The sequence below is a fragment of the Ruegeria sp. E8 genome (assembly GCF_056533985.1).
In genome coordinates this window covers 54,762-78,209 of record NZ_JBQFOY010000006.1, presented here as the reverse complement: position 1 = coordinate 78,209, position 23,448 = coordinate 54,762, and the positions used below count along the sequence as shown (strand labels likewise).

Below are 23,448 nucleotides of genomic sequence, written 5' to 3'. Positions count from 1 at the left end.
TCAGAAGGTCAGCACACGGCTTTCCGTGATGAGCATATCCAGCTGTTGATCAGTTGGCTCCAACGGCAGGTTCTGCGCCTCCTGCTCGTCAAAGGCAAAGCCGATGGCAAGTGTCGGGCGTTTGGCGCGCAGGCCTTCCAGCGTCCGGTCGTAGAAGCCTCCGCCATAGCCCAAACGTCCACCCTTTGTATCGAATGCAACCAGCGGCACGATCAGAATCTCGGGATCGAAATAGTCATCCACCTCGGGCACTCTGGCGCCAAACGGGCCATCTTTCAGAGCACCTTCAGGTGTCCAGCGAGAGAATTTCAGCGGCTGACCGGCCGCCTGAATGACGGGCACCCCCACTGGCCCATAAGCTGATGCCTCGGCCATTGCGGCCAGCGGGTCAATCTCGGTCCGGATCGGCATATAGCCCGACATCGGCACACCGCGATGACCTGCCAGAACCTCGGACAAACGGCCTGCCGCACCGGGCAAACGAGTATCGAATGCAGCCTTACGACGCGCAAAGGCCGCCTTGCGGGCCGTAGCTTTGATTTCGGTCAGATCGGTCACAGTAACACCACGCTGGCAAGCCCAAGAAAGATGAAGAACCCCATGACATCTGTTGTTGTTGTCACAAAAGTTCCCGACGCCAGTGCAGGGTCGATGCCCATACGGTCCAGCACGACCGGTACTACCGTACCTGCAAAGCCTGCGATGATCATATTCACGACCAAGGCCGAGCCAATCACGACACCCAGCAGCGGAGAGTCAAACCACAGCATTCCGACGGTTCCCAACACGATGGCGAAACACAGCCCGTTGAGCATACCGACAAGCAATTCACGCCGGATCACCCGCATCACGTTTGCATTGGTCAGGTCGCGTGTCGCCAAAGCACGCACGGCAACCGTCAGCGATTGGGTCCCTGCATTGCCCCCCATCGACGCCACAATCGGCATCAGGATGGCCAACGCGACCAATTGATCGATTGCGGCCTCAAACTGCGAAATCACCAGCGAGGCGCAGATCGCCGTACACAGGTTCACCGCCAGCCACGGCAGGCGCCGCCGACTGGTCGCGGCAACGCTATCGGACAGCGAGCTTTCCTCGCCCACACCGGCCAGACGCAGAATGTCTTCTTCGTGCTCTTCGTCCAGAACGACCATCGCGTCGTCGATGGTGATGACACCAACCAGACGTCCGTCTGCATCCACCACCGGGGCCGAGATCAGGTGGTACTGGTTGAAGGCATAGGCTACGTCTTCTTCATCCTGATCGACGGGGATGATGTGAAACTCTTCTTCGGCCAGATCATGCAGCGGAACTTCACGTCGCGCCGCCATCAGCTTGCCCAATGTCACCTGCGCCACCGGTTTCAGGCGCGGATCGACCAGAACGACGTGATAGAACTGTTCGGGTAGATCATCATTGGCGCGCATGAAATCAATGGCTTGCCCGACAGTCCAATGCTCGGGCGCCATGACGACCTCGCGCTGCATGAGGCGACCGGCCGAGTTCTCGGGGTAGGACAGCGCCTGTTCTGCAGCGACCCGCTCAGAATCCTCGAGCGCGTCCAGAATGGTTTCCTGCTGCGGCTCCTCAAGGTCCTCCAGCAGGTCAACGACGTCGTCGCTTTCCATCTCGCGCACGGCTTCTGCCAGAACGTCCGGGTTCAGGACCGAGATCACCTCTTCGCGTACCGATTCATCCAGTTCAGACAGGATGTCGCCGTCGAATTCCTTGTCGTACAAGCGGATCAGGCGGGCACGGTCAAACGGGTTGATCTGTTCAAGAAGGTCAGCGATGTCGGCCGAATGCAACGGCTCCATCAACTCGATCAGCTTATCGCGATCGTCGATGTCCACCGCATATAGGATCGCCGCCACTGTCTTGGGATCCAGCGCGTAGACGTCTTCGTCCCGGGGCTGATCGTGTCCGGCTTCGTCACTGCCTGTCGTCATGCGCTGCCCCCCCTTTTTTCGGCGATTGACCTCTAAATAGAAGAAGCAGCTACCGGAAAACAATGACAATGCGCCGATTTACCCACTTCTTTCCCCCGACTATGCTGATGCGCGGTTCCAAACTGGCGGAGAACAGGGCAAATGGCGCAAAAAACGCTTTTGAAAGGGCGGGTTCTGAGTTTCACCGGCTCACCCTTTGACGGAGACCCGACCGAAGCCGCCCGGCTGGATGAAGCGGTCGTGATCGAAGACGGGCGTGTTGCAGATGTCGGCACCGCCGATGCACTGGCACAAGCCCATCCTGACGCCGACGTAAAGGACCACGACAATCACTTGATCATGGCAGGGTTCGTCGACCCGCATGTGCATTACCCGCAGACGGCGATGATCGCCAGTTGGGGCAAGCGGCTGATCGACTGGCTGAACAGCTATACCTTCCCGGAAGAAATGAAGTTCGGCGATTTCAGCTATGCAAGCGAAATCGCCAACCGTTATCTGGATCTGACGACCGCGCACGGCACCACCACAATGTGCAGCTTTTGCACGATCCATCCCGAAAGCGTGGATGCGTTCTTTACCGCCGCGCAGAAACGCGGGCAGCGTGTGGTCGCGGGCAAGACCTGCATGGATCGAAACGCACCCGAGGGCCTGCGCGACACCGCACAGACGGCTTATGACCAATCGGCCGCCCTGCTTGAGAAATGGCATCGTATCGACCGGTTGTCTTACGCCATCACTCCGCGCTTTTCGCCGACCTCAACACCCGAACAGCTTGAGGCGATGGGCGCGCTGTGGGCCGAGCATCCGCATTGCCTGATGCAAACCCATTTGAGCGAGCAAACGGACGAAATCGAATGGGTCCGGTCCCTGTTTCCCGATGCGCGTGATTATCTGGACACTTACGAGAAATTCGGCCTGCTGGGGCAGAACGGCTTGTATGGGCATGTCATCCATCTAGAAGACAGGGAACGGGATCGCTTGCGCGAGGTCGATGCCTCGCTGATCCATTGCCCCACCTCCAACACCTTCATTGGGTCTGGGCTGTTTGACATGAACGGGCTGATCCATGATGGCCATCGGATCGGTCTGGCCACGGACACCGGAGGCGGATCCAGTTTTTCGATGTTGCGCACCATGGCGGCGGCCTATGAGATCGGCCAGCTGCGCGGACGCCCGCTGCACCCTGCGCAATTGCTGTGGCTGGGTACGGTCGGGTCAGCGCGCAGTTTGCGGATGGACGATTGCATCGGCAATATCGCACCGGGGATGGAGGCGGATCTGGTCGTGCTTGACCTCGCCTCAACTCCTGCGATTGCTCAGCGTGAGGCCCATGCAGACGATGTTTGGGAGGCCGTCTTCCCGACCATCATGATGGGTGATGATCGGGCCGTGACCGAGGTTTGGATCGGCGGACGGAAGGCGGCTTAAGCCTGCAACGCCCGGGCAAGCATATTTTGACGCTCAATCACGCGGGGCAGATCAATCGTTGTGATCTGCCCATCACGCACGATCTGACGGCCTTCGACGAACAGATGTTTCACCGTCATCGGCCCCGCCAGAAGCAAGGCCGCCGGATCCCAACTGCCTGCGCTTTCGATGCAGCGCGTATCCCAAACCGCGATGTCCGCGCGCTTGCCGGGCATCAACCGCCCGCAATCGGGGCGCCCCAGCACGTCCGCACCGCCACGTGTCGCAATCTCCAACGCTTCGCGGGATGACATGGCGTCCGCGCCATTGGCCACCCGTTGCAGCAGCATCGCCTGCCGAGCTTCAAGCATGAGGTTGCCATTGTCATTGCTGGCCGAACCATCCGCGCCAAGGCCGACCTTGACGCCCGCATCCCGCATCGCCCGCACCGGCGCGATGCCCGATCCAAGGCGGCAATTCGAACATGGGCAATGGGCCACGCCTGTCTTGGTGCGCGAGAACAGATCAATCTCGGCCCCGTCCAGCTTGACACAATGGGCGTGCCAGACATCCGGGCCGGTCCAACCCAAATCCTCGGCATACTGACCGGGGCGACAACCGAACTGAGCCTGCGAATAGGCGATATCCTCGTCATTTTCGGCCAGATGAGTGTGCAGCATCACACCCTTGTCCCGCGCCAAGAGCGCTGCATCGCGCATCAGGTCCCGGCTGACGGAAAACGGCGAACACGGGGCAAGGCCTACGCGGCACATCGAGCCTTCCGACGGGTCATGAAACGCATCCACGACGCGGATCATGTCGTCCAGAATGGCAGCTTCCTCTTCCACCAGACTGTCCGGCGGCAGGCCACCATCGCTTTCGCCAATGCTCATCGCGCCCCGCGTCGGGTGGAACCGCAGCCCCAGCTCGGACGCCGCAGCAATGGTATCCTCCAGTCGCACGCCATTGGGATAGAGATAGAGGTGATCGGAACTCAACGTACAGCCCGACAGCGCCAGTTCCGCCAAGCCGAGCTGGGCCGAGGTGAACATCTCTTCCGGCCCGAACCGAGCCCAAATCGGATAAAGCGTTTGCAGCCACCCGAACAACAACGCATCCTGCCCGCCCGGCACAGCACGGGTCAGAGTTTGGTAGAGATGGTGATGGGTGTTCACCAGACCGGGTGTCACCAGACAGCCCGAGGCGTCGTGAACCTCGCCCTGTGTCCGCAATCCCTGCCCGATCTGGGCGATCTGCCCGTCGCGGACCAGAATGTCAGCCCCGGACAATTCCTGCCGTGTATCGTCCATCGTCAGGATCAGATCGGCGTTCTTGAGTAGGATTTCTGTCATATCGCGCTCCTGCATCTGCCCGTTTCGTGCAAGGAGTGCTTTAGCCGGCGGAAAACGGGCTCAAGAACCGGCTATATCCGGTTTACCCGTCATTACCGGGCCCGGCAACAGAATTCAGAATTGGCGCAGGATCTGAAGCGCCGCGGCATGAATGTCCTCGTTCGCCGCTGCCAAGGCGCGACCACCTTCATGCGCCGGACCACCCTGCCAATCGGTCACAATACCGCCTGCCGCCTGAATAACCGCGATAGGTGCCTGAATATCGTAAGAATTCAAACCAGCCTCGATCACCAGATCCGCCTGCCCAGCGGCCAGAAGCGCATAAGCGTAGCAATCCATGCCATAGCGCGTTAGTTTCACCTGCTCGGCAACAGCCTGAAACCCTGCCCTGTCTTCCGGGCTGCCGACCTCGGGGAAAGTGGTAAACAGGGTTGCCTGATCCAATGTTTTGGTATCGCGCGTTTGCAATCTGCTGGTCCCGAGCGGGCCGGTCAGTTGAGCCCCGGAGGGCGATCCGACAAAGCGCTCTCCGATATAGGGCTGATCGATTACACCCATGAAGGGTCCATCCTGATCGCTTAAGGCAATCAGAACACCCCAGGTTGGCGTGCCGCTGATGAAACCGCGCGTGCCGTCAATGGGGTCCAGAACCCAGGTTCGGCCACTGCCGCCCTCATGCGCGTCGAACTCTTCACCCAGAATGCCGTCATCGGGGCGATGGCGGGCCAGAACCTCTCGCATCGCTTGCTCAGCGGCGCGGTCGGCCACGGTGACAGGATCAAACCCGTCGGCCAGCTTGTTTGCCGTTTCCAGATTTGTTTGACGAAAAAAAGGAAGTATGGCCGCGCGCGCTGCTTCGGCCATTTCTTCGGCAATTTCGATATCGCTCAATGTCGTCGGTTGCATAGCTCCTCAGGTGCGAGCAATCCGCGACAAAGTCAAGTCGATCAGGCGACGTCGCTGAGAACGCGCGCCAGCTCGAACAGGCGGCGGCGCTGGTTTTCCGGAATCGCATAGTAAGAGCGCACCAGATCCAAAGCTTCTTTGTCGCCCATCAGGTCGGCAGGGACAGATTTCTTGTCCGCGTCGCTTTTCTGGGCTTCTTCCAAACCTTCGAAGAAGAAGCTGACCGGAACATCCAAAGCCTCGGCAATGTCCCACAGGCGGGAAGCGCTGATTCGGTTGGCTCCGGTCTCGTATTTCTGGATTTGCTGAAACTTGATACCAACTTGCTGCGCCAACTGCTGCTGGGTCATGCCAATCAGCCAGCGGCGATGCCGAACGCGCTTGCCCACATGGACATCGACGTGATGAGTCATTGGTATTCTCCTATACTACACAAACATCTGCACGGGATGTTGCGACGTCCGATATCGCAATATTAGAGAGCTCCCCTTAACCACTCCCTAATCCGGACTGTACCGCCCCCCGTTAACAGCACTGACTACTTATAATGCCGGTTTTGAGATTTTTTTCAAGCTGGTTGAGTCGGGGATCATTCACAAGGATTTGTGGTTGTATTCGTCTGAGCATATACAAACCTGTTTTGCGCGCCGTTCGAAATCATGCAGCAAATCTCTGATCCATTTTGCCCGCAGACCCAAATGAATTGACTTTTCACACAGCACACGCGCCTATGTCCGAAACAAATGAGGAGCGTCATGCGGGCCTATTGCATTCCATCCGACGGGGCGTCTGCCCAGCTTTGTGACGTCAAGATGCCAGAGCCGGGTAAAGGCCAGGTGAGGGTGGCGATAAAAGCCTGTGGCCTGAACTTTGCCGACCTGCTGATGCAGCAAGGCACATATCAGGACACGCCCCCTGCCCCATTCACTTTGGGCATGGAAATTGCTGGTGTCGTGGACGCCATCGGGCCCGAGGTTTCAAACCTGAAACCCGGCGACCGGATCGCGGTGTACTCGGGTCAGGGCGGGTTGGCAGAGTATGGCGTGTTCGACGCCGAACGCGCGATCTTGCTGCCGGACACCACGCGATTCGAGGATGCTGCAGCCATCCAGATCGCATACGGAACAAGCCACATGGCCCTGGATTATCGGGCTCGCCTGCAACCCGGTGAAACTCTTCTGGTCACAGGTGCAGCAGGTGGTGTCGGCCTGACCGCTGTCGAGATCGGCAAACTCATGGGGGCCACGGTCATCGCGCAGGCCCGCGGCGATGAAAAGCTCGCCGTTGCCCGCGCCGCAGGTGCCGATCATCTGATCGATGCCTCGGAAGATCTGCGGGATCGGGTCAAATCGCTGGGCGGCGCGGACGTCGTTTATGATGCAATCGGTGGGGACGTATTCAAGGCAGCCTTCCGCGCCACGAACCCGGAAGGACGTTTGCTGCCCATCGGATTCGCCGGGGGTGAGGTTCCGCAAATTCCAGCCAACCATCTGCTGGTCAAGAACCTGACGGTGATCGGGCTTTACATCGGAGGGTATCTGAAATTTCGCCCCGAAGCTGTGCGCAACAGTTTTGAAACCCTGTTCAGGTGGCACACAGAAGGCCGGATCAAACCGCATATCAGTCATGTCCTGCCACTAGAAGACGTCGCGCAGGGGCTGCAATTGCTGAAAGAGCGGAAATCGACGGGCAAAATCGTAATCACCCCCTGATCGCGATCACCCGACCACGGCCCGCAACTGCGTGCTGCCCAGCATGCGAAAATTCTGTCGCACAAGTTGCGCCAGCGCCTCGACCACTGCGTCACGGCCCGGTTCGCCGCCGTAGAGGTTGATCATATGCGCGGGCAAGTCCGGCAATGCCCCAGCGGACTCGATCTGCTCAAGATGCGCGGCTTCGGTCCCGTCCAGCATAGCATGCACCGCCAGATCGGCACTGACCGTGGCTTCGATCGTACGGTCGTTCTCGGTTTCTACCGACAGCTCCCAAGGTATTCCGGCGGCATCCAGTGCCGAAATCACCTGTGGCCGGAACAGGCAACGACGCCCGAGCGCCAAGGGCAGTGGTCGCTTCCGCCAGGCTGACCCGCCCGGGGCACCAATCCAGCGCAGCGGCAGTTCGGCAATGGTTTCCGCCCCTTCAGCCGAGGACGGCTCGGTCGTCAGGATCACGTCGCACTCGCCACGTTTGTACATGTCTTTCAGTTGCAGTGAATAAGACGACACCAACTGCACCCGGACGCGGGGAAAATCTGCATTGAACCGCTGCAAGACCCGAGGGATCGCGGGATAAACGATGTCATGGGGAACGCCCAGAACCACCTCGCCCTCAAAGGCCTGATCGGTGAGTTTTGAGATGATCTCGTCATTCAAGGCGATCATGCGGCGCGCGTAAGCCAGCAGTTGTTCACCGGACGCGGTCAGAGCAATTGTTCTGCCGCTGCGATCCAGCAGCTCCAAGCCCAGCAACTCTTCCAACCGTTTCAACTGCATCGAAACGGCGGATTGCGTCAGGTGCAAAAATCCAGCGGCGCGCGTGACGCCACCTTGATCCGCAACCGCCACAAAGGACCGCAGGGTGGTAATGTCCAGATTTCGCATCTTCACGATTCCTTATGCGTTCCATCAAAAATATTCGTTTTTAAAATGTGTCATATTCCCCCATATCAATCAAGGAAATTGATGACAGTTGGTGAAACCATCGAGAAAGCAGAAAGGACACGCTATGACCCAACTTGCAATCCATCACCCATGCAAACCGGCAAAACGGTCGCTGATGACCTTGATCTTGCAGGCATTCGAGCTGTCTAAACAGCGCCGCAAACTGGCACAGTTGGACGACACCACGCTTGAAGATATCGGGGTGACCCGTGCAGAGGCATCGGCAGAAGCAGATCGTTTCTTCTGGGATGCGCCTCAATTCTGGAAAAGATAACTGTGATACACATATTTTTAAGGCGATAGGTGACCTGGAGTCGCCTATCGCTATTTTTGTTGCGTGTTTTAGTCGGTTTTCGGTCGGAATCTCTTGAAACACAGCCCCTAGTTGCCGATATTTAGGGGGAAAACCGCCCCGCTTCGCCGGGGCGTATTAACACAAGAACAAGGGAGACCCTTTGATGGCACAATTCGACACGATCCGGACGGTATCCGGCGCGCGCGCCGCCGAGATTGATCAGGGCCTGCGCGCCCACATGAATAAAGTTTACGGCACAATGTCCATCGGCATGCTGATCACAGCACTGGCGGCATGGGCTATTGCCGGGCTGGCAGTGACCAGTGACCCAAGCAACGCGGTCGCGCAGATCGGCGCTGATCGCTACCTGACCAGCCTGGGCGGTGCGCTGTTCCTGTCGCCGCTGAAATGGGTTGTCATGTTTGCCCCGCTGGCCTTTATCTTCTTTGGCTGGGGCGCCTTGATGCGCCGTGGCTCGGCCGCGACGGTTCAGCTTGGCTTCTTCGTCTTTGCCGCCGTGATGGGCGTATCCATGAGCTCGATCTTCATGGTCTTCACACCCTATTCGATTGCACAGACCTTCCTGGTGACCGCGATCGCCTTTGCTGGCCTGAGCCTGTACGGTTACACCACCAAGCGTAACCTCAGCGGTATGGGCACTTTCCTGATGATGGGCGTGATCGGTCTGCTGGTTGCAATGATCATCAACCTGTTCCTGCAATCCGGCGTCATGATGCTGGCCATCTCGGCCATCGGCATTCTGATCTTCGCAGGTCTGACCGCGTTCTATACGCAGGACATCAAGAACACCTACGTCGCCCATGCAGCGCATGGCGATCAGGAATGGCTGGACAAAGCGGCCTTTGACGGCGCGCTGAGCCTGTACATCTCGTTCCTGAACATGTTCCAGTTCCTGCTGATGTTCATGGGGCAACAGGAATAAGCCGTTACGGCATAAGAATTGGTTCGGGGCCGGTCATTGACCGGCCCTTTTCTTTGCGCGTCAGTTTTTCATTAGCCCAGAAACGAAAAACCCCGCCGATCAGGCGGGGCTTTCTGTTTCTGGAACTCGGCTGTGCTTAGCTGCAGTTCAGCGGAATGGCAAAGCCGGAACTCTTCTCGGACGTGCCTTTGCGGAACACATCACCCGCTGGCAGGCAGCCGGTAAAACGCTCGGTCTCTTCCGCGAAACCCACTCCGATCGAGTTGTCCACCTTAACGTTGTTTTTCGGTGTGCGCAGAACACCAAACAGGGTCCCATTGACGCTAACTGTGCTGAGGAACAGGTTCGTGTCGCTGCCCTGCAGTTGTACCGCGTTGTCAGGCGTCTGCCCGCCATTGTCGATTGCGACCGATGCCACCTTGGACGGCTCGACCTCGTCACTCAAAAGCGTGACAGTCCGCAACTCTGCCAGTTCAGCAGGAACGTTGGTCGCATCAGGCAGGAAGGCAACGGCTCCGGGTACATCCGCAATCGTGCGCGGTTCGCCATCGATTCCGGTAAACCCGACACCTTCGCGGTTAAACGGATCGTCACAGGCCGCTAGGGTCAGAACGGCAATTGTGGATAACAAGATTTTTTTCATGGCGGTCAACATTTTGTGGCGGTTTGCTGAAGCGTACTTGCAGGACGCCGCAAAAAGCAAGCCACGGTCAGTGCGATTGCTTCAACCGCTGATGCGCCACTGCAACGGACCGCTCAGGGTGCTACCCGCCGAAAGACAGGAAAGCAGAACTGAAAAAGGGCTCTGCCAGACAGAGCCCTTTTCGAAATGTCCACGTGGAACGGCAGATTACTTGATCTTGCCTTCCTTGTATTCGACATGCTTACGAACGACCGGATCGTACTTACGAACGGTCATTTTTTCCGTCATGGTGCGCGCGTTCTTTTTGGTCACGTAGAAGTGGCCCGTGCCCGCGGTCGAGTTCAGACGGATCTTGATTGTCGTCGGCTTCGCCATGGTTATCTCCTGCGTCCGGAAAGGCAGGGGCCTTTCGGTTGAATTCCTATGAGCGTGCGCTTTTACGCGCTGCACCGCCTATGTCAAGGCCAATCGGATGATACCAGCTCAGGAATCGGGAACAGGGTCAATCGCGCAGGGTCGGAGCCCCCATATAGGTGTGAATCTGGTCTCTTTCCGCGTCCGACAGGCCCAAAGCGGTGGACAATTGTCGCAGGTATGACGCCTCACGCGCGTTGTCCAGACGGATTGCGGCCAGAGACGTCGCATAAATCTGCGCTCCAAGTGGGGCACCAGAATCAGCCGCTAGACCCATCACATCGATCGGAGCGTTCAGCTGTTCCTGAACGAAGGCGCGCTCTTCATCGCTGATGTCGTCGCCCAACTCGCCCAGGATTGTTTCCTTTTCCTGTTCATCCAGCTCACCATCTGCCTTGGCCGCCTGAATCATCGCCCGCAGCATCAATTTGGCCTGGGCTTCCATCGCAGCACCCGCAGGTGTTCCGCCGAACACGGCCTCCATCATGTCGGTTGTCTGTTGGCTGCCTGTTTTCGCAGCGCCCTGCATGGCATTCAACAGCCCGCCAAGACCGGCTGCACCTGCGGCTGTACCACCCAGCCCCATTTTGCCCATCATGTCCTGCAGGCCCGTCGCGCCACCGGGAAGGCCGAATTGCTCGGCCATTTTGCCCAACTGATCCATGCCAAAGCCGCCACCAGAACCTTGCATCATATCCTGAAGGCCAGCCATTCCGCCCATCTTCTGATACTTGTCCATGCCCTTGGCCGCAGCAAACCCAATGGCCACCGACGCAAGTGTTTTCATAAAGCTCATAACTAACCTCCCGGTTCTGCAAATGTGCGCCCGAGCCTAACAGCCGAATGTGAAGACGAATACCGCGTTCAACCCCAAGGCGATAAGCGCTTGTAATAACGACTGGAACAGACGTGTAGTTCGGCATCATGTTTGTACATATTACGGATTCGTGATAGGTTCGCGCAGCCAAGAAGCCTGATATGGGCTCGAGTTTCGAGGCAGCAAGAACAAGGCGCGACCCGCTATCAGCAGGTTTTTTTAGTTGTGACTTTTCTTGGGGGCTATCATGACAGAGTGGGTTATTCAGGCCGAGGAACTGGCCAATTGCAATTGCAACTTCGGTTGTCCGTGTCAGTTCAGCGTGCTTCCATCTCATGGCAATTGCGAGGCGGTCGTCGTCTTCGATATCCAAAGCGGACACTATGGTGACACCGATCTGGGCGGTCTGCGGGCAGCAGGTGTCTATCATTGGCCGGGCCCGATTCACGAGGGCAATGGCCAGATGCAACTGATCATCGATGAAAGCGCCACAGCCGATCAACGCGCCGCACTACAGGCCATCATGACCGGTCAGGATACCGATGAAATGGCCACGTTCTGGTATGTCTACAGCGCGATGGCGCCCACGAAGCACGAAACGCTGTATGTCCCGATTGAGCTGGACTGGAACAGGGATGAGCGCAGCGGTTTCGCCAAAGTTCCGGGGGTTTTCGACGTCGAGGTTCGTCCAATTCCGCATATTGTATCCGGCGCGGCACATCGGGCCTCGATCCAACTACCGAACGGTTTCGAATACCGCCACGCCGAGGCGGCATCCGGTTCTGCCAAAACAACAGGGGGTCAGATCAGCCTGACCTTTGACGCGACCCACGCGCATCTGGCGCATCTGAATATCTCGGGCCACGGCGTCCTGGGCGCCTAGGCGGAGACTGTCATGACCAGACAAGACACATCGCCCCGGGTCGGGGCGGTTGAGCGGTTGCTCAGGCAGGACAACGCGATTGTTCTGGGAAGTGTCCTGCTGATCATTCTCGCGGCTGCCTGGTACACGGTTGCCGGCATCGGGATGAACATGTCTGCGGTCGAGATGACCCGCATGGCTGGCCCGATCGGAGAGCCCATGCAAATGGGCCCTGGCGCGACGTGGAGCGGCAGCTACGCCCTGCTTATCTTTCTGATGTGGTGGGTCATGATGATTGCCATGATGACCCCCAGCGCCGCGCCTGCCGTTCTTCTGTTCACCGCGATCAAACGGATGGGACCTGAAAAGGATCGAACTGCAACGTTCAGCCTGTATTTCCTGTCTGGTTATCTGGTTACCTGGGGCGCCTTCAGTCTAGTGGCAACTGCGCTGCAATGGGGGCTGGAGTATATAGGGCTGTCTGACGGACCGATGATGACGATCAGTTCCGGCGTCTTCGCAGGGAGTGTTCTGCTGGCTGTGGGCCTCTATCAGTTTTCAAGTTTGAAGAACGCCTGCCTGCGCCACTGCCAGAGCCCCGCGCGTTTTCTGGCCGATCACAACCGGCCCGGAATCTTCGGGGCGTTTCGGACCGGCGCTCTGCACGGTACGTATTGCTTGGGGTGTTGCTGGGCCTTGATGCTGCTGCTGTTCGTTGGAGGGATCATGAACCTCTACTGGATCGTGGGCATCGCTGCATATGTCGCGCTGGAAAAGCTTCTGCCCAGAGCCCGGTGGCTTGTGCCAATGACGGGCGTCGCGCTGATCTGTGCGGGTCTCTGGTTCATTGCGGCACCGTTGTTTTCTGGCACCTGATTTTAGACGGCCTGGGGTCGGCTGACTGAAAGACCCAAAAAACGATTTGATGTAACAGGAGGTATCAATGCCCATTTTCATTACTTACGCATCTTACTCGCAAGCCGGCGTCCAAGGTATGTTGCAGAAACCCGAGAACCGCACCGGCCCAGTGAAAGCCTTGCTGGAGAAAGTCGGCGGCAGACTGCTGTCCTTCTACATGACAACCGGGGGCAATGACGTGGTCGTGATAAGCGAAGCGCCGGATGGCACGGACGCCGTGGCCGTAGGCATGGCTGTCGCGGCGTCGGGCGCGGTGACCAACATAGAAACGGTGCGCGCCTGGACGGCTGACGAGTTCGTCTCGGTCGCCGAGAAGGCCGCCAAGCTGGCAGGGGCGTACACACCGCCCGGAGGATAAGGGAATACGCGCGGAGGGCCTGTAAGCCGGATCTTGTTCCGGGGTTGCCCCCTTCGATGACCATTCCTCTAGGCCGTGCATTGCTGCGCGGCTCAAGCTGCCAACCCGGTCCCTCTCGGCCAAGACGCGCTTAGCGGTGGTATCGGCAAACGCCGACCTTCCCGCGCGGGGACCCTATTTGGCATTGCTCCCGGTGGGGCTTGCCGTGCCGCCACTGTTGCCAGCGGCGCGGTGGGCTCTTACCCCACCGTTTCACCCTTACCCAGAACCGAGGTTCCGGGCGGTCTGATTTCTGTGGCGCTTTCCGTCGGGTTGCCCCGCCCGGGCGTTACCCGGCACCGTTGTCTTGTGGAGTCCGGACTTTCCTCTCGGGCCTTGCGACCCCAGCGGCCATCCGGCCCTCCGCGCTTGGGCTGGGTAGGCTGTGCGCCCTGCCTCGTCAAGAGTGGAAAACGGTCTAAGGGGCCAGCCCCTTCTTGGCCTGCGGCCAATTCATCCCCGGGATATTTTTGGCCAGATGAAGAGCGGATCAGGCCGTTGCGTTGGAATGAGAGAGCATGTTGATGTCGGCGGCCTCCAAGGGGCCTGTGGCCCAGGGGCGAAATCGCAGCCGAACGGCAGCCAGCAGCTGTTCATCATCCACTGAGGCCGTGAAACCAGCCTTCCGCGCGATAGTGCGGAAGACTTGCGAAGTCGGCGCGACCGACGCGGTGTCCATCCCGCGCGGTTTGGCCAAGGCCTGCCGCTCGAGCCTTTTCCAATCGAAGCGTGGCCCGGGGTCGGATTTCCGCCCGGGGGCCATGTCGGAATGTCCGATGACCCCAGAATGCGGAATGGACCAGCGCCTCATGATATGGGGCAGCAGCTGTTCCAGCATTGCCATTTGCGGTTCGGAAAAGGGATGCGTCCCGGTGTTGTCCAGTTCGATCCCGACCGAACGGGAATTGATGTCGTCCTTACCATCCCACTCCCCTGCCCCTGCATGCCAGGCCCGGTCTTCTTCACGCACCAGTTGCCACAGAATACCGTCGCCGCCGATCAGGTAATGGGCCGAGACCTCTGCAGCCGGATCGCAAAGACGGCAAAGGGCGGCCTGCGCGCTGTCCATCGCGGTGTAGTGAATCACGATCAAAGACGGCGTCAGACCGTCTCGACGCTCACCGAAATTGGGCGACGGATGCCAAATGGGCGAGATTTCAGTTGTTGACGGCACTGCGGAACGGGCTTGGGTCCCAGCCACACGCATAGCCATCCCCGTCCGGGTCCAGACCTTTGCGGTCGCGCTGAGGACCGCCATTGGACAGGAATTCGATCTGAGCCTGATCCGGCGACGGGAACTGCGCGCAGTTTCGCTGCGCCTTGGCCTGAAGGTTGAAACCGGACCGGCTGTAAAGTTGCACACCTACCGGATTGGACGTGCTCAGCGCATATTGCACGATGTTTGGCTGGCCGCTCGCCGTACGCTCGGGCACGGCGGTTGGGGCGACGAGTTCATAGGTCTGACGGTTTTGCTCGATCCGGGCGGCATCAGATTCGATGCTGCGGCGCCCGGACACGGCTGCGAAATCCTGTTCGTCCGAAATCGCGCTGTTGTTGGGCGCAGGGGCTGTGGTTTGCCCGGACGTGCTGGCCAATGCTGCTGCCGTTTGGTTGGCGATATCGGCGTTCTCACCAGTGGCGACGGGTGCGGTACCCGGTGCCCCAAGCGGTTGTTGCGAAACTGCGACCGGAGCCAGCAGCGGATTGCCCGCCGCACCCTGGCCTGCCAGTTGGGCCTCTCTTTGCGCCTGATATTCCGGCGTGTTGAAGCCCGTGCTGGTCAGCGGTGCCACATCCGTGCACGCAGCTGCCAATGTCAGGGCGGGCACAAAAAGCAAAACGCGCATTGTTCGGCTCCGAGTCTGGGTATTCAGTTGCCCGAGGCTTACCACCATTTACCTGGCTTGGCCACAAAACCGGCCGCGTTTTCCAGCGCATAGGCGGTGTTGAGCAGGTCACCCTCTTCCCACGGGCGTCCGATCAGCTGCAAACCCAACGGAAGGCCTTGTGCATCCAGCCCTGCCGGGACCGAAATACCGGGCAAACCCGCAAGGTTCACCGTCACCGTGAAGACGTCGTTCAAATACATTTGAACAGGATCAGCCTCAGTCATTTCGCCCAGACCGAAGGCCGCCGACGGAGTTGCCGGGGTCAGGATCGCATCGACTCCAGCTGCGAACACGTCTTCGAAGTCTTTCTTGATCAGCGTCCGAACACGGCGTGCGCGGTTGTAGTAGGCGTCATAGAAACCTGCCGACAGCACATAGGTGCCGACCATCACACGGCGCTGCACCTCGTGACCGAACCCTTCTGCGCGGGTCTTTTCGTACATCTCGGTGATGCCGTCGCCCTGCGCCAGCTGCGCGCGGCGGCCATAACGGACACCGTCATAGCGTGCGAGGTTCGAGGACGCTTCGGCCGGAGCAATCACGTAATAGGCGGGCAGCGCGTATTTGGTGTGGGGCAGCGAGATGTCGACGATCTCGGCCCCCGCGGCTTTCAGCATCTCGGCCCCATCGGACCAGAGCTTTTCGATCTCGGCCGGCATGCCGTCCATGCGGTACTCTTTCGGGATACCAATCTTCTTGCCCTTGATGTCGCCGGTGAGCATGGCTTCGAAATTCGGGACGGCCAACTCGGTGCTGGTGGAATCCTTGGGGTCATGACCGCACATGGTTTCCAGCATGATGGCCGCGTCGCGCACGTTTTTGGTCATCGGACCGGCCTGATCCAGCGAGGAGGCAAAAGCCACGATGCCCCAGCGCGAGCAACGGCCATAGGTCGGCTTGATCCCTGTGATGCCGGTGAACGCGGCGGGCTGACGGATCGAGCCGCCGGTATCGGTGCCGGTTGCGGCCAGGCACAGGTCGGCCGCCACGGCGGAGGCAGACCCACCGGACGAGCCGCCCGGTGTCAGTTGCGCGTCGTCATTACCGCGACGCCACGGGCTGACCGCGTTGCCGTAAACGGAGGTTTCGTTGGATGAGCCCATGGCGAATTCGTCCATGTTCAACTTGCCCAGCATAACAGCACCAGCATCGGCCAGTTGCTGCGACACAGTGGATTCGTATTCGGGCTTGAAGCCTTCCAGAATCTTTGAGGCCGCCTGCGAGGGCACGGCCTTGGTGCAGAACAGATCCTTGATGCCGATCGGTAGGCCGCACATCGACGGCGCATCCCCCCCCTTGATCCGCTCATCCGCAGCCTTGGCGCGTTCCAGCGCAATCTCGGGCGTCTTGTGGACAAAAGCGTTCAGCGCGTCGGCTTCATCAATGGCCTTCAGGCAAGACTCGGTCAGCTCAACCGAGGTCACATCACCCTTGCGCAGCGCGTCGCGGGCCTCGGCCAGGCCCAGTTTGTTCAGATCGCTCATGTCTTACTCCACCACTTTGGGGACTGCGAAGAACCCTTCGCGGGCGTCGGGGGCGTTGGCCAGAACCTTGTCCTGTTGGCTGCCGTCGGTGACCACATCCTCACGACGTTTCAGGCGCATCGGCTCGACCGAAACCATCGGCTCGACGCCTTCGACATCCACTTCGTTCAGTTGCTCGATGAACCCAAGGATGGTGTTGAACTCGGATGCCAGCGCCGGCAGCGCGTCATCCTCGACCTTGATCCGGGCCAGTTTGGCCACCTTGGCGGCGGTGCTTTGGTCAATCGACATCGGCTTCCCTCATCTACGTTATGGGGCGTTTACCCGTCTGTTGCGGCAGTCGCAAGACCGCTGCGCCACAGGCATGCCCGACTTTCAAATTCTCCGCTCGTCGCCTGCCATTCAAAACTGAATGAGTGGTATACGAAAAAGTAAACCAATTAGTTCAGTTTCGATCTTGAAAACTAAACTGTACTGTTCATTTTAAGGTATGCGACACAACGCAAACCGGAGAAAAACCATGAAATCCCTGATCACAGCCGCAGTCTTGTCCGCCACCTTTCTGGCCGCACCGGCCATGGCTTTGGGTATCGACACAAGCAACCTGACACGCACGTTGACCTTCCCGTCCCCTGTCGCGGAACCGGTCACGCAGGATCAGGTCAAACCTGCCAAGTAAAGCGCAGGTTCCGGCCGGGTCAGACATCCCCTCTCTGACCCGGCCTTTTTTGCGTTTTCGAGGATGCACATCCCTGGACAAGCCGTTAGCATATTCGCGAACACCGAAAGGAACTGCGCCGATGTTTCGCAGTTCAGGCAAGCCAGTGGAGCAGATAATGAGCGCGCAAAAACAAGCGGTTCTGGACGCAATCGACGCGGCCAACTCAAATGACCCCAACCTCGACAACGGTCGCCCCGAAGCTTTGCTTTACGGTGAACGGATGAGCGCCGAGATGGATCGGTTGTTTCCAGACGCTTCTGACGCTCTGCAAATCGCAGCTCGTGGTCAGCATGTGGAGCGATGGAAACTTGCCCGCAATGAATACCCCGAAGGCCGGGCGGGCTATCTGGCATGGCGCAAGGCGCAGGGCGTTCATCATGCGGACGTTGTGATGAATTTGATGAGCCGCGAAGGCTATGACGCGGAACAGGTCGAGGCCGCGGGGCGCATGTTGCGCAAGCTGGGCATCAAGCGCGACGAAGAAGTGCAAGCTTTGGAAGATGTGATTTGCTTTGTTTTCCTGAAGTGGTATTTCCAGCCCTTTGCCGCGAAGCATTCCGCAGAGAAAATCCAGAGCATCGTTGAAAAAACCGCCCGCAAAATGTCGCCCGAGGGCCGTGCGCGTGTTTTGAGTGAGTTCGATTTGCCCGACCATCTTGCTGCGGCGTTTCAGGACTAAGTCAGACCCAGCGCTGTTCGCTGACTGCTCTCCCTTGTCTCTGGGATGGTCTCAAGAGGGCATCCCGCCTCACTTTCAAAGTCTGAGGCCCGTTGAAAAGCGGCCCCGTATCAGGGCCGCTCGATACACTTCGATCATCCAGCCCAACATGATGGCATTCAGGATATGCCACATGAAATGCGTCCCCAACGGCCACTGCCCGCAAACCGGTATGTCGAGCGCGCGGAAGGTGATCGAGAAAATCAGGATAAAGGCCCCGATTGTCATTCCTTTGGCCAGATTGGGATCACGACCCCGCAGCAGGAACGCGTAAATCAGGATCAGCAACGGGACCGGAGCATAAGCCGCCGACCCCCCAAGCCCCGGAACCAGTTGAAACAGAGGTACAGTTGCTGCCGCGTAGGGAAGAAAGAGCAAGGTTCCGCCGAAGGCCAATCCGGAAGACATCCGCCAGACATCTCTGTTCACTGCGAAGATATAAACAAGGATGAACAAAAGGATCGGCACAACGTCTGCCAGTGCCGCCCAGACCTGCGCATGGGTGTGAAACAGATAGCTGCCGATCCCGATCATCGCCAATAGCGTGACCAGAATCATAGCCAGCGGCATGTCCTGATTGCGTACCCGCCGCCACATGATCCAAGCTGAAATCAGAAAAGCCGCGTTTGTGATCGCATTGACCGGCTCGGCCCAGTAGTCCGGCGACAGGCGCTCGCAATATCCATCAATTTCTCGAATCCAGTCCATGAAAATTTACATAGCCGATGTTAGGCTGCTGCCAACAGAATGTTCAGGAGGAAAAAATTTATGAATATTATCTGGTTGGGCCATGGCAGCTTCCGCATTGAAACTCAGGGGCAGGTTCTGCTGATTGACCCCTGGCTGACAGGCAACCCGGTCCTGCCGGAAGATCAGCACGATGCGGCACTGGATGGCGCGACGCATATCCTTCTGACCCATACGCATTTTGACCATGTGGTTGATATTCTGCCATTGGCCAAACATCTGAAAATCCCGGTTGTCGGACAATATGACCTGATGGGCTATTGGAGCGAAGCAGAAGGCATTGAAACCATCGGCTTCAACAAAGGCGGCACTGTCAATCTGAACGGGGTCAAGGTGACAATGGTTCCTGCTTCCCACAGCTCGACCTTTTCAACACCGGACGGGTTGCGCACCGGCGGAAGTGAGGTCGGTTTCATGATCGCGGCTGAGGGGCGAATGCTCTATATCTCGGGCGATACCGACATCATGGCCGATATGGATTGGATGGGGGATTACTACAAACCCGACATCGGCATCCTGTCGGCGGGGGGTCATTTCACCATGGACATGAAAGCCACGGCTTATGCAGCAAAGCGCTATTTCAATTTCAAAACGGTGATTCCCTGCCACTATCAGACCTTCCCGATTCTTGAACAATCGGCCGAGGCTCTGGCCCGTGACCTGCCCGGCGTCGATGTGATCGAACCCCGGGTGATGCAGGCGATCTCTCTCTGATGCCCGCCTCGGATTTCAGCACCCGGGAATACGCGGACCGCATCGCCAGAACCCGTGCCGCGATGGCGCTGCGGGGGATCGAAACCCTACTGGTCACCGACCCCTCGAACATGGCCTGGCTGACCGGCTATGACGGATGGAGCTTTTACGTACCCCAGATGGTGATCCTTTCGGCCAGCGGCGCGCCGCTCTGGTGGGGGCGGACGCAGGACAAGGCGGGAGCGGCGCAGACGACATGGCTGGCGCCTTCGGACCTTCTCGATTGGCCCGAAGAGCATGTGCAACACCCCGATCACCACCCTGTCGAAGCCCTGGTCACCGAACTGAAGGAACGGGGCTGGATCACCCGGCTGGGGGTCGAGATGGACAACTACTATTACTCGGCCGCCAGCCACCGCATTCTGGAACGCGCTTTCGGCGTCGATGCTCTGACTGACGCCACCGGACTTGTGAACTGGCAACGTGCGGTCAAAAGCGATGCCGAGATCGACATGATGCGCAAGGCAGGCAAGTTGACCGCGCATATGCACGGGGTTCTGCGCGATGCGTTCCGCGAAGGGCTGCCCAAGAACCAACTTGTCGCCGAGGTTCAGGCGGCAGGCATCGCGGGCCTGCCCGGGTTGGCGGGTGACTACCCGGCAATCGTGCCGATTGCCCCGTCGGGAACCGAAGCGTCAGCCTCGCATATCACGTGGAATGATCGGCCATTGGCATCGGGTGAGGCGACTTATTTCGAGATATCGGGCTGCTACCGCCGCTATCACTGCCCGGCCAGCCGCAGCCTGTTTCTGGGTGATCCGCCCGACGACATCCGCCGCGCCGAGGCGGCGGTGCTGACCGCGATCGACGATGCGCTGCGGGCGGCACGCCCAGGCACCACCTGCGAAGAGGTGGCCGCCTGCGTCTATGACAGCTTTTCCCGCGCAGGGTATGTCAAAGCCAACCGCACCGGATATCCCGTCGGCCTAAGCTATCCGCCCGACTGGGGTGAGCGCACCATGAGCCTGCGGCCCGGCGACACCACGGAATTGCAGGAGAATATGACCTTTCACCTGATGCCCGGCCTGTGGACGGCGGATTGGGGTCTGGCCATAACCGAAAGCTTTGTGGTGACCGCGCAGGGCGGAGAACCGCTGGCCGATATCCCGCGTGAGATGGTTGTGAAACCGCTCTAGCCGCGCTGCGCGGCGAAGAACTGCCTCAGCAACGTGGCGGCTTCTTCCGCCGCGATGCCATCGTAGACCTCCGGCCGGTGATGGGCCTGCGGGTGCGAAAACACCCGCGCGCCATGCGCCACCCCTCCGGATTTGGGATCTGCGGCACCATAATAGATGCGCCGGATACGTGCCGCAGCAAGCGCGGCGGCACACATCGCGCAAGGTTCCAGCGTGACATAGAGATCATGATCGGGCAGCCGTTCAGAGCCAGCCTTTGCACAAGCCGCGCGCAGGGCCAGGATTTCGGCATGGGCCGTCGGATCGTTCAATTCGCGCGTTCGGTTGCCTGCTGATGCCACGACATTTCCTTTGGGTCCGACGATAACGGCCCCCACGGGCACCTCTCCTCGGCTCGCCGCTGCGCGCGCCTCGACCAGCGCCTGTTCCATATGCGATTTGAACACCATGCCCCTGACTGCATCAGAAACCTGCCTTTCGCAAGCGCGCGGGATGGGTTATGGCCCTGACATGAACAAGACCCCTCCTCCCGGCGACCGGATCGCCAAAGTCCTGGCTCGGGCCGGCGTCGCATCGCGGCGTGAGGCTGAGCGCATGATCGAAGCGGGCCGTGTGGCCGTGAATGGCAAGACCATTGACAGCCCTGCCCTGAATGTGACGGCGAAAGACAAGATCGTTGTCGATGGCAAACCGGTCTCGGAACCGGAACCCTCGCGCCTGTGGCTTTATCACAAGCCTGCTGGGTTGGTGACAACGACCCGCGATGAAAAAGGGCGCGAAACGATTTTCGACAAGCTGCCCGAAGACATGCCCCGGGTGATGAGCGTTGGACGGCTGGATTTGAATTCCGAAGGACTGCTGCTGCTGACCAATGATGGGGGCATCAAGCGCAAGCTCGAGCTCCCTTCGACCGGGTGGCTGCGCAAATACCGCGTGCGGGTGAATGGTCGCCCGAAAGACGAAGATTTCGAGCCGCTGCGCAAGGGGCTGGTGATCGAAGGTGAGCGGTTTCAGCCGATGACCGTGTCGCTGGACCGTCAGCAAGGTGCGAATGCCTGGCTGACCATTGGGTTGCGCGAAGGCAAGAACCGCGAAATCCGTCGTGCGATGGAAGATATCGGGTTTACCGTGAACCGCCTGCTGCGTGTTTCTTATGGTCCGTTCCAACTGGGCGACCTGAAACAGGGTGAAGTCGAAGAAATTCGGCGCCGTGTGATGCGCGATCAGCTTGGCCTGGAGTCCGATGCCAAAACCGGTGCTGCATCCAAACGCCCTGCACGACCGCAAAGAAAACGGGCACCGATCGGCAAGAAACCCCGCAAGTGACGCAGGTTCGGCAACCTTCCCCCTAGCGCTAAGCCTGCGCATCCCCTAAATTTTCAGTGAATGCTGCTATTGGGGGGCGTGATGTCCGGAAGCGGAGTGCAAAAACTGGCCTACGCTGTGTTGCTGGTGCTGTTGCTTGGTGTTTGCACCGGCCTGCTTGGAGGTCTGTAAGCCATGGCAAAGCGGTTTGGCGGCAAATACAGCCCGCAAGGTGATGCGTCGGACAATTCGCCTCAGCCACGTGGCCAGTTCGCTGGCGCAAAGGTTGAGCCCGCCGGAGCGCGGGCGAATATCCTGTTCCTGCCTGCTATTCCCCTGGTGTTTCTCTCGCTGAATGACGGTGCGATTGGCATGACCATCGGGCTGGTCGCCGCTGGCATCCTCACCGCCGCGGCGTTTTTGCTGCGCGAAGGGCTGCGGGCCGAGGCTGCGTATAACGCGCGCAAAACCGCCCGTCGGCCTGCTTTTCCGCGCAAGATCTTTGCCAGTATTCTGACCGGCCTAGGTGCGGGCCTTGCCGCTTACCGGACGGAGTTTCTGGATGCCGAAACCGCCGCGCAAGCCAGCCTGCTGGCTCCGGTGTTGTTTGGCGTGGCAGCGACCGTTCTGCACTCGGTCTCGTTCGGTATTGATCCGATGAAGGACAAGGGCATGGAAGGGATCGACACCTTTCAACAAGACCGCGTGGCCCGTGTCGTTGACGATGCCGAGAAACACCTGGCCGAGATGACGGACGCCATCAAACGCGCAGGCGACCGTCGGGTCGAAGCGCGCGTGGAGCGGTTTCAGGACACTGCGCGTGACCTGTTCCGCACGGTCGAGGAAGACCCGCGCGATTTGGCCGGTGCCAGAAAATACCTGACTGTCTATTTACAGGGCGCGCGGGACGCGACCGTCAAGTTTGCCGATGTCTATGCACGTACCCGCGACGCGCAGGCGCTTGCCGACTATTCCGCCCTGCTGGACGATCTGGAACAGAATTTCGCCGCGCGAACGCGCAAAATGCTATTGGATGACCGCAGTGATCTGACGGTTGAAATTGACGTGTTGCGCGAACGGCTGCAACGCGAAGGCGTCCGGTTGGACTGACCGGCCATTATTTGAGCGAGGA

28 protein-coding genes and 1 other RNA gene are annotated in these 23,448 nt (G+C 59.1%); 13 read left to right on the top strand and 16 right to left on the bottom strand.

The window, feature by feature from the left end:
• A complete protein-coding gene (locus tag ACR0LF_RS10175; RefSeq protein ID WP_480578271.1) occupies nucleotides 1-558 on the bottom strand; it encodes a 5-formyltetrahydrofolate cyclo-ligase in 558 nt (185 codons plus the stop codon).
• Nucleotides 555-1,949: a magnesium transporter gene (gene mgtE / locus ACR0LF_RS10170; RefSeq protein ID WP_480578269.1), complete on the bottom strand. Its 1,395-nt coding sequence runs from the start codon at nucleotides 1,947-1,949 to the stop codon at nucleotides 555-557. Before mgtE ends, ACR0LF_RS10175 begins: the two co-directional genes overlap by 4 nt.
• 141 nt (nucleotides 1,950-2,090) lie before the next feature.
• On the opposite strand from mgtE, the gene guaD reads away from it, so the two are divergent.
• Nucleotides 2,091-3,377, top strand: coding sequence for a guanine deaminase (guaD, locus tag ACR0LF_RS10165; RefSeq protein WP_480578266.1), 1,287 nt, complete (start codon nucleotides 2,091-2,093; stop codon nucleotides 3,375-3,377).
• Here the strand turns inward: guaD and ACR0LF_RS10160 are convergent.
• From ACR0LF_RS10160 to ACR0LF_RS10150, 3 genes are all read right to left on the bottom strand, one after another.
• Nucleotides 3,374-4,708 (bottom strand): 8-oxoguanine deaminase, encoded by a 1,335-nt coding sequence (locus tag ACR0LF_RS10160; protein ID WP_480578263.1) that lies wholly within the window; start codon nucleotides 4,706-4,708, stop codon nucleotides 3,374-3,376. The genes guaD and ACR0LF_RS10160 overlap by 4 nt on opposite strands.
• Nucleotides 4,709-4,822: 114 nt before the next feature.
• Nucleotides 4,823-5,614: a histidinol-phosphatase gene (gene hisN / locus ACR0LF_RS10155; RefSeq protein WP_480578260.1), complete on the bottom strand. Its 792-nt coding sequence runs from the start codon at nucleotides 5,612-5,614 to the stop codon at nucleotides 4,823-4,825.
• A 41-nt stretch (nucleotides 5,615-5,655) separates the two neighbouring features.
• Nucleotides 5,656-6,027, bottom strand: coding sequence for a helix-turn-helix domain-containing protein (locus ACR0LF_RS10150; protein ID WP_170343628.1), 372 nt, complete (start codon nucleotides 6,025-6,027; stop codon nucleotides 5,656-5,658).
• A gap of 342 nt (nucleotides 6,028-6,369) precedes the next feature.
• Here ACR0LF_RS10150 and ACR0LF_RS10145 point away from each other — a divergent pair, with 342 nt between their 5' ends.
• A complete protein-coding gene (locus tag ACR0LF_RS10145; protein WP_480578668.1) occupies nucleotides 6,370-7,326 on the top strand; it encodes an NADPH:quinone oxidoreductase family protein in 957 nt (318 codons plus the stop codon).
• A gap of 6 nt (nucleotides 7,327-7,332) precedes the next feature.
• On the opposite strand, the gene ACR0LF_RS10140 is transcribed toward ACR0LF_RS10145, so the two are convergent.
• Nucleotides 7,333-8,214, bottom strand: coding sequence for a LysR family transcriptional regulator (locus tag ACR0LF_RS10140; protein WP_480578258.1), 882 nt, complete (start codon nucleotides 8,212-8,214; stop codon nucleotides 7,333-7,335).
• Nucleotides 8,215-8,338: 124 nt separating this feature from the next.
• Here ACR0LF_RS10140 and ACR0LF_RS10135 point away from each other — a divergent pair, with 124 nt between their 5' ends.
• Together ACR0LF_RS10135 and ACR0LF_RS10130 are read left to right on the top strand one after the other, a co-directional pair.
• Entirely contained in the window at nucleotides 8,339-8,548 is a 210-nt protein-coding gene (locus tag ACR0LF_RS10135; protein ID WP_480856289.1) for a DUF1127 domain-containing protein, read from the top strand.
• Nucleotides 8,549-8,732: 184 nt separating this feature from the next.
• Nucleotides 8,733-9,512 carry a Bax inhibitor-1/YccA family protein gene (locus ACR0LF_RS10130; protein WP_480578252.1) on the top strand — a complete coding sequence of 260 codons (780 nt, stop codon included), beginning with the start codon at nucleotides 8,733-8,735 and terminating at the stop codon, nucleotides 9,510-9,512.
• A gap of 136 nt (nucleotides 9,513-9,648) precedes the next feature.
• Here ACR0LF_RS10130 and ACR0LF_RS10125 read toward each other — a convergent pair whose 3' ends face one another.
• The 3 genes from ACR0LF_RS10125 to ACR0LF_RS10115 all read right to left on the bottom strand — a co-directional run bounded on the left by ACR0LF_RS10125 (nucleotide 9,649) and on the right by ACR0LF_RS10115 (nucleotide 11,365).
• The gene (locus ACR0LF_RS10125) at nucleotides 9,649-10,155 is read right to left on the bottom strand and encodes a hypothetical protein (RefSeq protein WP_480578249.1); all 507 of its coding nucleotides are present in this window, start codon (nucleotides 10,153-10,155) and stop codon (nucleotides 9,649-9,651) included.
• Between the two features lie 207 nt (nucleotides 10,156-10,362).
• Nucleotides 10,363-10,530: a 50S ribosomal protein L33 gene (gene rpmG / locus ACR0LF_RS10120; RefSeq protein ID WP_007799108.1), complete on the bottom strand. Its 168-nt coding sequence runs from the start codon at nucleotides 10,528-10,530 to the stop codon at nucleotides 10,363-10,365.
• 127 nt (nucleotides 10,531-10,657) lie between these two features.
• On the bottom strand, nucleotides 10,658-11,365 hold the full coding sequence (locus ACR0LF_RS10115; RefSeq protein ID WP_480578245.1) for a DUF533 domain-containing protein: 708 nt from the start codon (nucleotides 11,363-11,365) through the stop codon (nucleotides 10,658-10,660).
• A 268-nt stretch (nucleotides 11,366-11,633) separates the two neighbouring features.
• Here ACR0LF_RS10115 and ACR0LF_RS10110 point away from each other — a divergent pair, with 268 nt between their 5' ends.
• From ACR0LF_RS10110 to ACR0LF_RS10100, 3 genes are all read left to right on the top strand, one after another.
• Nucleotides 11,634-12,269 (top strand): DUF1326 domain-containing protein, encoded by a 636-nt coding sequence (locus ACR0LF_RS10110; protein WP_480578242.1) that lies wholly within the window; start codon nucleotides 11,634-11,636, stop codon nucleotides 12,267-12,269.
• Nucleotides 12,270-12,281: 12 nt separating this feature from the next.
• Nucleotides 12,282-13,124, top strand: coding sequence for a DUF2182 domain-containing protein (locus ACR0LF_RS10105; protein ID WP_480578239.1), 843 nt, complete (start codon nucleotides 12,282-12,284; stop codon nucleotides 13,122-13,124).
• Nucleotides 13,125-13,191: 67 nt separating this feature from the next.
• Nucleotides 13,192-13,524: a GYD domain-containing protein gene (locus ACR0LF_RS10100; RefSeq protein ID WP_480578236.1), complete on the top strand. Its 333-nt coding sequence runs from the start codon at nucleotides 13,192-13,194 to the stop codon at nucleotides 13,522-13,524.
• Nucleotides 13,525-13,530: 6 nt separating this feature from the next.
• Here ACR0LF_RS10100 and rnpB read toward each other — a convergent pair.
• The 5 genes from rnpB to gatC all read right to left on the bottom strand — a co-directional run bounded on the left by rnpB (nucleotide 13,531) and on the right by gatC (nucleotide 17,227).
• An RNA gene (rnpB, locus tag ACR0LF_RS10095) (RNase P RNA component class A) lies at nucleotides 13,531-13,930 on the bottom strand.
• A gap of 123 nt (nucleotides 13,931-14,053) precedes the next feature.
• The gene (locus ACR0LF_RS10090) at nucleotides 14,054-14,770 is read right to left on the bottom strand and encodes an N-acetylmuramoyl-L-alanine amidase (RefSeq protein ID WP_480578233.1); all 717 of its coding nucleotides are present in this window, start codon (nucleotides 14,768-14,770) and stop codon (nucleotides 14,054-14,056) included.
• Nucleotides 14,721-15,410 (bottom strand): hypothetical protein, encoded by a 690-nt coding sequence (locus ACR0LF_RS10085; protein ID WP_480578230.1) that lies wholly within the window; start codon nucleotides 15,408-15,410, stop codon nucleotides 14,721-14,723. Before ACR0LF_RS10085 ends, ACR0LF_RS10090 begins: the two co-directional genes overlap by 50 nt.
• A gap of 38 nt (nucleotides 15,411-15,448) precedes the next feature.
• Nucleotides 15,449-16,936: an Asp-tRNA(Asn)/Glu-tRNA(Gln) amidotransferase subunit GatA gene (gene gatA, locus ACR0LF_RS10080; protein ID WP_480578227.1), complete on the bottom strand. Its 1,488-nt coding sequence runs from the start codon at nucleotides 16,934-16,936 to the stop codon at nucleotides 15,449-15,451.
• Between the two features lie 3 nt (nucleotides 16,937-16,939).
• Nucleotides 16,940-17,227, bottom strand: coding sequence for an Asp-tRNA(Asn)/Glu-tRNA(Gln) amidotransferase subunit GatC (gene gatC / locus ACR0LF_RS10075; protein ID WP_037308265.1), 288 nt, complete (start codon nucleotides 17,225-17,227; stop codon nucleotides 16,940-16,942).
• Between the two features lie 229 nt (nucleotides 17,228-17,456).
• Here gatC and ACR0LF_RS10070 point away from each other — a divergent pair, with 229 nt between their 5' ends.
• Entirely contained in the window at nucleotides 17,457-17,615 is a 159-nt protein-coding gene (locus ACR0LF_RS10070) for a hypothetical protein (RefSeq protein ID WP_171092527.1), read from the top strand.
• Between the two features lie 157 nt (nucleotides 17,616-17,772).
• Nucleotides 17,773-18,336: a DUF4202 domain-containing protein gene (locus ACR0LF_RS10065; protein ID WP_480578223.1), complete on the top strand. Its 564-nt coding sequence runs from the start codon at nucleotides 17,773-17,775 to the stop codon at nucleotides 18,334-18,336.
• A gap of 75 nt (nucleotides 18,337-18,411) precedes the next feature.
• On the opposite strand, the gene ACR0LF_RS10060 is transcribed toward ACR0LF_RS10065, so the two are convergent.
• On the bottom strand, nucleotides 18,412-19,083 hold the full coding sequence (locus ACR0LF_RS10060) for a ceramidase domain-containing protein (RefSeq protein ID WP_480578220.1): 672 nt from the start codon (nucleotides 19,081-19,083) through the stop codon (nucleotides 18,412-18,414).
• Nucleotides 19,084-19,143: 60 nt separating this feature from the next.
• Here ACR0LF_RS10060 and ACR0LF_RS10055 point away from each other — a divergent pair, with 60 nt between their 5' ends.
• Together ACR0LF_RS10055 and ACR0LF_RS10050 are read left to right on the top strand one after the other, a co-directional pair.
• Complete coding sequence (locus ACR0LF_RS10055) at nucleotides 19,144-19,836, top strand: metal-dependent hydrolase (RefSeq protein ID WP_480578217.1); 693 nt, start codon at nucleotides 19,144-19,146, stop codon at nucleotides 19,834-19,836.
• Nucleotides 19,836-21,011, top strand: coding sequence for a M24 family metallopeptidase (locus ACR0LF_RS10050; RefSeq protein WP_480578214.1), 1,176 nt, complete (start codon nucleotides 19,836-19,838; stop codon nucleotides 21,009-21,011). Before ACR0LF_RS10055 ends, ACR0LF_RS10050 begins: the two co-directional genes overlap by 1 nt.
• Here ACR0LF_RS10050 and ACR0LF_RS10045 read toward each other — a convergent pair.
• A complete protein-coding gene (locus ACR0LF_RS10045; RefSeq protein ID WP_480578210.1) occupies nucleotides 21,008-21,460 on the bottom strand; it encodes a nucleoside deaminase in 453 nt (150 codons plus the stop codon). The genes ACR0LF_RS10050 and ACR0LF_RS10045 overlap by 4 nt on opposite strands.
• Here ACR0LF_RS10045 and ACR0LF_RS10040 point away from each other — a divergent pair.
• Nucleotides 21,459-22,337 carry a pseudouridine synthase gene (locus ACR0LF_RS10040; protein WP_480578208.1) on the top strand — a complete coding sequence of 293 codons (879 nt, stop codon included), beginning with the start codon at nucleotides 21,459-21,461 and terminating at the stop codon, nucleotides 22,335-22,337. The genes ACR0LF_RS10045 and ACR0LF_RS10040 overlap by 2 nt on opposite strands.
• 174 nt (nucleotides 22,338-22,511) lie before the next feature.
• Complete coding sequence (locus ACR0LF_RS10035) at nucleotides 22,512-23,426, top strand: 5-bromo-4-chloroindolyl phosphate hydrolysis family protein (RefSeq protein ID WP_480578205.1); 915 nt, start codon at nucleotides 22,512-22,514, stop codon at nucleotides 23,424-23,426.
• Nucleotides 23,427-23,448: the final 22 nt, after the last annotated feature.